This is a genomic window from Rheinheimera sp., assembly GCF_036568245.1.
Classification (GTDB): domain Bacteria; phylum Pseudomonadota; class Gammaproteobacteria; order Enterobacterales; family Alteromonadaceae; genus Alishewanella.
The window spans coordinates 1-6,026 of sequence record NZ_DATCSY010000144.1 but is presented as its reverse complement, the minus strand read 5'-3'; the positions used below and the strand labels follow the sequence as shown (position 1 = coordinate 6,026).

Annotated in this window: 4 protein-coding genes; 3 read left to right on the top strand and 1 reads right to left on the bottom strand. The window is 48.7% G+C overall.

Annotated elements, in window-relative coordinates; all coding sequences use genetic code 11:
* The coding region (locus VIN66_RS06270; protein WP_331923172.1) for a 3-oxoacyl-[acyl-carrier-protein] synthase III C-terminal domain-containing protein at positions 1–625 on the top strand (625 nt) is incomplete at its 5' end.
* Between the two features lie 47 nt (positions 626–672).
* On the opposite strand, the gene VIN66_RS06265 is transcribed toward VIN66_RS06270, so the two are convergent.
* Positions 673–981 carry an isoamylase early set domain-containing protein gene (locus tag VIN66_RS06265; protein ID WP_331923171.1) on the bottom strand — a complete coding sequence of 103 codons (309 nt, stop codon included), beginning with the start codon at positions 979–981 and terminating at the stop codon, positions 673–675.
* Positions 982–1,444: 463 nt separating this feature from the next.
* Between VIN66_RS06265 and VIN66_RS06260 the strand changes: the two genes are divergently transcribed.
* Together VIN66_RS06260 and VIN66_RS06255 are read left to right on the top strand one after the other, a co-directional pair.
* Entirely contained in the window at positions 1,445–2,668 is a 1,224-nt protein-coding gene (locus VIN66_RS06260; protein ID WP_331923170.1) for an efflux RND transporter periplasmic adaptor subunit, read from the top strand.
* 4 nt (positions 2,669–2,672) lie between these two features.
* Positions 2,673–5,846, top strand: a complete 3,174-nt coding sequence (locus tag VIN66_RS06255) for an efflux RND transporter permease subunit (RefSeq protein ID WP_331923169.1) — start codon at positions 2,673–2,675, stop codon at positions 5,844–5,846.
* The last annotated feature ends 180 nt before the right edge of the window (positions 5,847–6,026 follow it).

Genomic DNA, 6,026 nt, shown 5'->3' with positions numbered 1-6,026 from the left:
CAATGCCGTAAATGCAATCAGAGGCGGGACAGCCCGTGTGGTTCTGGTGGTGAACCCTGAGTTTGCGTCACCGCAAGTGAACTATCGTAGCCGTGACAGCCACTTTATTTTTGGTGATGTTTGCACCGCGACCATTATTGAGGCAGAAGACACGTGCAGCAGTGATAATGCCTGGCGTATAAAGGGGATGCGGTTAAAAACGGAATTTTCTAATAATATCCGTTGTGATGTAGGGTATACCGAACATTGCCTGACACCAGACCCGTTAGTGCCGTTTTTCAAACAACAGGGGCGCAAGGTGTTTAAAGAGCTACTGCCAATAGTTGCCGATGTGATTTTAACTGAGATGGCGGCACAGCAGGTTGGGCCGGAGCAACTGAAGCGGTTGTGGCTGCATCAGGCCAATATCAATATGAACATCTTTGCCGCAAAGAAAATACTGGGCCGTGATCCACTGCCGGAAGAGGCACCATTGGTATTGGATTCTTATGCTAATACGGCATCAGCAGGCTCCGTCATCGCATTTCATAAATATAAGCAAGGGCTGCAGTCTGGTGATCATGCAATTTTATGCTCATTCGGCGCCGGTTACTCTGTAGGTTGTTTAGTCCTGCAAAAATGTTAAAGGGTTGAATGCAAAGAAAAACAGGGCCCAGAGCCCTGTTTTTTAATCTATACCCTAATCACTGAATTATGATCATAAGACACTGGGGATGGTTGATAGCTGTCTGCGGCGTCATCATTTAACCAGGTCCCGCCGTTGACCAGATAGCGGAACTGATACTCTTTGTCTTTTTCCAGATTCAGCGTGGCAGTAAAATCGCCACTCTTGCTTTTTTTCATCGGTAACGCCACCGGATCCCAATCGTTAAACTCGCCCAGCAACGCTGCTTGCTCAATACTTCCAATGCTGTTTGCAGGCAAGGTGAAAGTGACTTTACACAGTGGTTTTGTTTTCAGATATTGTTTACTGATACTCATAGCGGTTCCCTCAATACATTGATTTAAGTCGGATACGTCATCAAATACCTGTCATTAATATAGTGCGGCCTTTATGTGATGTAATTATGAACAAACCGCTGCCTGACTTACCTTAGGAAATTTTATTTCGCTGCGCAAATAACCGTTTTCAAGGTCGATATAACAAAATGACAATGATGGCCTGGCTTTTTAAAAAGTTTAGTTGTAACAGGATATTACAAACGCCAGTTGTAATTAACGGTACAGTGCCGGGTGGGCGATTGAAAAAAGTGGTAGCCGGCGTCTGTTAAGGCAGTTAAATACGTAGTGTATTAGTGAAACCTGATGTTGCCTTTTTCACCCGGTGATAACGCTATTGCTGCCGGTGGCACCTACACTGATACAAAGCGTAACATTCACAACGTTACAATCACGACACGGCGTTTTAGTATAGCGTCAGTAAAACAGCATTGTGGAAATCAACATGGCAGCAAAAATTATAAAAGTTTTGATTCCGGTCGGTGTTATTGCCGTGGCCGTTGTTCTGGCAGGTGGGTTAATGAGTATGCGCAAGCCGCCTGAGAAAAAGGATGAACAACGTCCGTCTGTACTCATTACGGCTCAGCCGGTGCAGGCACAGGATCTGGTTTATCGTATCCGTTCTCAGGGAACCGTTAAGCCTAAGCTGGAGACAAATTTAAGCTCCGAAGTTAATGGTCGTATCGTTGAAGTGGCAGAGAATTTTATTGAAGGCGGTTTTTTTAATAAAGGCGATTTACTGGTTCAGGTAGAGCAGGCTGATTATCAAACTGACGTAAAAGCGGCTGAGGCCAGCCTGGCCAATGCGCAATCTGCATTGGAAGAAGAAAAAGCCCGTGGCCGTGTCGCAGAAGAAGAGTGGCGCTCTTTTACCGATGGTAAAGCGCCGGAGCTTGGTTTGCGCCGTCCTCAGCTGGCGGGTGCATTGGCGAATGTACGTTCAGCGGAAGCAGAGTTAGAACGGGCGCGGCGTGATTTGAAACGCACAGAGATCCGTGCGCCTTTTGCCGGCATGGTAAAAAGCCGCTCGGTTAATCTGGGCCAGTTTATCAGCCGTGGTACTCAAATCGGCATGATATATGGCACTGATGTTGCCGAAGTCAGGCTGCCGGTAACAGACAATGATTCTGCTTTTGTCCAGCTGCCAGATTTCACTGAAGATGATATTGAGCCAGAAGTCGTGCTGACAGCTGTTGTCGGTGGTGAAGTTATGCAGTGGCCGGCAAAACTGGTGCGTACTGAAGGCGTGCTGGATGAGCGTAGCCGGGTTATTTATGCAGTAGCACAAATTGTTGACCCTTATCAGCGTGCCGGTAAGGGCGATAGAGCCCATCTGCGCTTTGGTCGCTTTGTACAAGCCGAAATTCTGGGAGATGCGACTTCTCAGGTGGTTGTTGTACCACGGCATCTATTGCTGGCGCAGCAGCAAATTCTGGTGGTTGACAAGGACAGCCAACTGCAATTCAGAACTGTGCAACTGGAGCGTACGGATGACCGTTTTGCCTATGTGCGCAGTGGCTTTGCCGAGGGTGACCGTCTGGCGACGTCGGCAATTGCTAACCCATTGGCGGGTACCTTAGTCCGGGTGGCGTCAGATCAAACAGAGCAGGTTGCCGGGCAAGGCGCAGCTGATGATAAAGCGGCACTGACGTCTAAAGTGCAGGAGTAAGGCAATGGATACCAACAAGGGGTTAATAGCCTGGTTCGCCCGCAACAGTGTTGCCGCTAATCTGCTGATGGCGATAATTCTGGTTGCCGGCGTGTTTTCACTGTTTACCATTAAAAAACAGATTTTTCCTGAAATTGTGCTGGAGCAGGTCAATATTCGCGTGCCGTACCTGGGGGCAGCGCCGCAGGAGGTGGAAAGTGGTGTTATTGAAAAAATAGAAGAAAGTCTGCGCGGTGTTAATGGCATTAAGCGTATCCGCTCGACTGCCGTAGAAGGGCTGGCGACTGTTCGGGCGGAGATTGCCAATAACTACGATATTCAGGAAGTGATGGATGAAATAAAGACCCAGGTGTCTGCTATTTCATCACTGCCTGAGCAGACAGAAAAGCCGGTAGTGTACCGTGTTCGGTTCCAGGCTGATGTGATGTGGCTGTCTTTATACGGTGATGCGACTGAGCGTACGCTGAAAGAGTTGGCGAAGGATGTGCGCGATGAGCTTAAAAAGTTACCCGGCATCAGTAAAGTAGATGTTGTAGGCGATCGGGAATATGAAGTAGCCATTGAACTGTCAGAGCTGAAACTTAAAGAATATGGCTTAACATTCGAGCAGGTCGTTAACGCTATTCGTGGCAGCTCTGTCGATTTACCCGGCGGCTCAATAAAATCAGAAAGCGGTAATATTTTACTGCGTACTAAAGGCCAGGCATATTTTGCGCAGGACTTTGAAGATATTGTTTTGCTGAAGTTTGCAGACGGCACCCGTCTGGCGTTGAAAGATATCGCGAGCATTAATGACGGTTTTATCGAGCGGGAAGACTTATCAACGTTTGACGGCAAGAACTCGGTGTCTATCCGGGTAGGCGCAGTTGGTGATGACAATACGCTGAAAATTGCTGAAACCGTTAAAAATTATGTTGAGCGTAAACAGAAAGAGTTGCCATCTTCTGTATCAATTGCGCATTGGGGCGATTCCAGTTACTACCTGCAAGGCCGCTTGGATCTGATGAGTAACAACCTGGTGATGGGCGCCTTTCTGGTACTTTTAGCACTGACGTTGTTCCTTGAGTTCCGGATTGCATTCTGGGTGATGGTGGGGATACCAGTGTGTTTCCTCGGCGCCATGGCAATGTTACCTCTGCCGCTGTTTGATGTTTCTATCAATATGATCAGTTTATTTGGTTTTATTCTGGTGCTGGGCATAGTGGTAGATGATGCGATTATCATAGGTGAAAGCGCCTACAGCGAGATAGAAAAGCGGGGCAAATCTGCCGAAGCGGTCATCGCCGGCGCGAAAAAAGTCGCAATGCCGGCTACTTTTGGTGTTCTGACCACTATTGCGGCCTTTGCGCCAATGCTGATGGTAGGCGGTGCCCAGGCGCCTATTTGGGGCTCTATCGCCTGGGTTGTAGTGTTATGTCTGATCTTCTCGCTGGTGGAATCAAAAATGATTCTGCCGGCGCATATCGTAAAAATGGATACCAAACCCTGGGATCCTGATCGCAAAGGTGTGTTTTATGGTATTGGCCGGGCTTGCAGTAACGGTTTAAAAGCTGTGCGTCTGAGCGTTGCGTCTGCAATGAACCGCTTTGTTTACAATACTTATCAGCCTTTCGTTGAGCGCTGTATCAAGCACCGTTATGTCACTATGGCGGGCTTTTTGGCGATGCTGATCCTGATGTTTGGTGTGTTAGGCGGTGGTTTGGTGCGCTGGGTGTTCTTTCCGAATATTCCAAGCGACTTTATCAATGCCAATCTGACCATGCAGGAAGGCTCATCTAATCAGGCAACGGTAAATGCACTGCGCGAAGCAGAAGCTGCACTGGTGCGCGCCAATGACAAACTCAATGCCGAATACAACGAAGACATTGTCAAACACCGGCTGATGTTTCTTGAGAGCGATACTGGCGGCCAATTGGTGGTAGAGCTTGAAAAAAGTGAAGGCCGGGAAATTGATGGTTTTGAGATAGCCAATCGCTGGCGCGAGGAAATGCCCGAGATCCCTGGTTTAAAAGCCTTCAAAATCAATGCATCAACTGGCGGTGGTGGCGGTGCAGACATCGCGCTGCAGCTGCGTGGTACTAACCTCGACAACCTGAAACTGGCAACGGAAGAGCTTAAAAGCCGTCTGGCTGAGTATGCCGGTGTATACGACATCGAAGATAACCTGCTTGGTGGTAATGATGAGATAGTGCTGCAGTTAAAACCTGAAGCCCATATTCTGGGACTGACGCTGGCTGATGTGGCGCGCCAGGTACGTTATGGCTTTTATGGTGCAGAAGCGCAGCGGGTGCAGCGTGACGGTGAAGAAGTCAAAGTGATGGTGCGTTACCCACGTAATGAGCGCAGCTCTATTGGTAGCCTGGAAAATATGCGGATCCGTACCGCTGATGGCGGTGAAATTCCGTTTGCTCAGGTAGCGACTTACACACTGCAGCCAAGTTTCAGCGCGATTAACCGGGTTAATGGTGAGCGGGCGGTAACCATTACTGCAGCAGCTGATAAGACCACAGTAGAACCGGGTAAAGTCGTAGGTGAAATGAAAAACAAAGTGATCAAAGAGATCACCGATAAATATGAAGGTGTCACTGGTGAACTTGACGGTGCAAGTCAGGATGAGATGGATGCTCAGGTAGACCTGATGAAAGCAGGGGTATTTGCGCTGTTCTGTATTTATGCCCTGATGGCTGTTCCACTGCGCTCGTACAGCCAGCCGTTAATTATCATGAGCGTGATCCCGTTTGGTCTGGTCGGTGCCGTGGTAGGTCATATGGTGCTGGGGCTGAGCATGAGTATTATGTCAATCTTCGGTCTGGTGGCGCTGGCTGGCGTGGTGGTAAACGATTCTCTGGTGATGGTCGACTTTGTTAACCGGGCGCGGGAAGAGGGCTTATCAGTACGTGACGCCGTATCTCAGGCCGGCGCTCAGCGGTTCAGGGCAATATTACTGACATCTCTGACTACCTTCGTTGGCCTGGCGCCTATCGTGCTTGAGCGCAGCCTGCAGGCAAAAATCGTCGTGCCGATGGCGGTATCACTGGCATTTGGCATCCTGTTCGCCACTATTATTACGCTGGTGCTGATACCGGCACTGTACGTGATACTGGAAGATGTGAAAAACCTGTTCCGCAGTAAGCAGAATAAACAAGACACCCGGATCGGCAAGGTGGTATCAGAATAACGTGTCGTTAAAAGCAAAAGGCCACGCTATTGCGTGGCCTTTTTATTGTCAGCCTTAAACCACCTCCTATGGAGGTGGTGATCGTTTAGTCGGGGCTATGCCCGTAGAGTACCCATGTTAGATACTTCGCTCGTTTGTAACCAGCAAATGAGGAAGTAAATAACATGAGTAGATATAAAT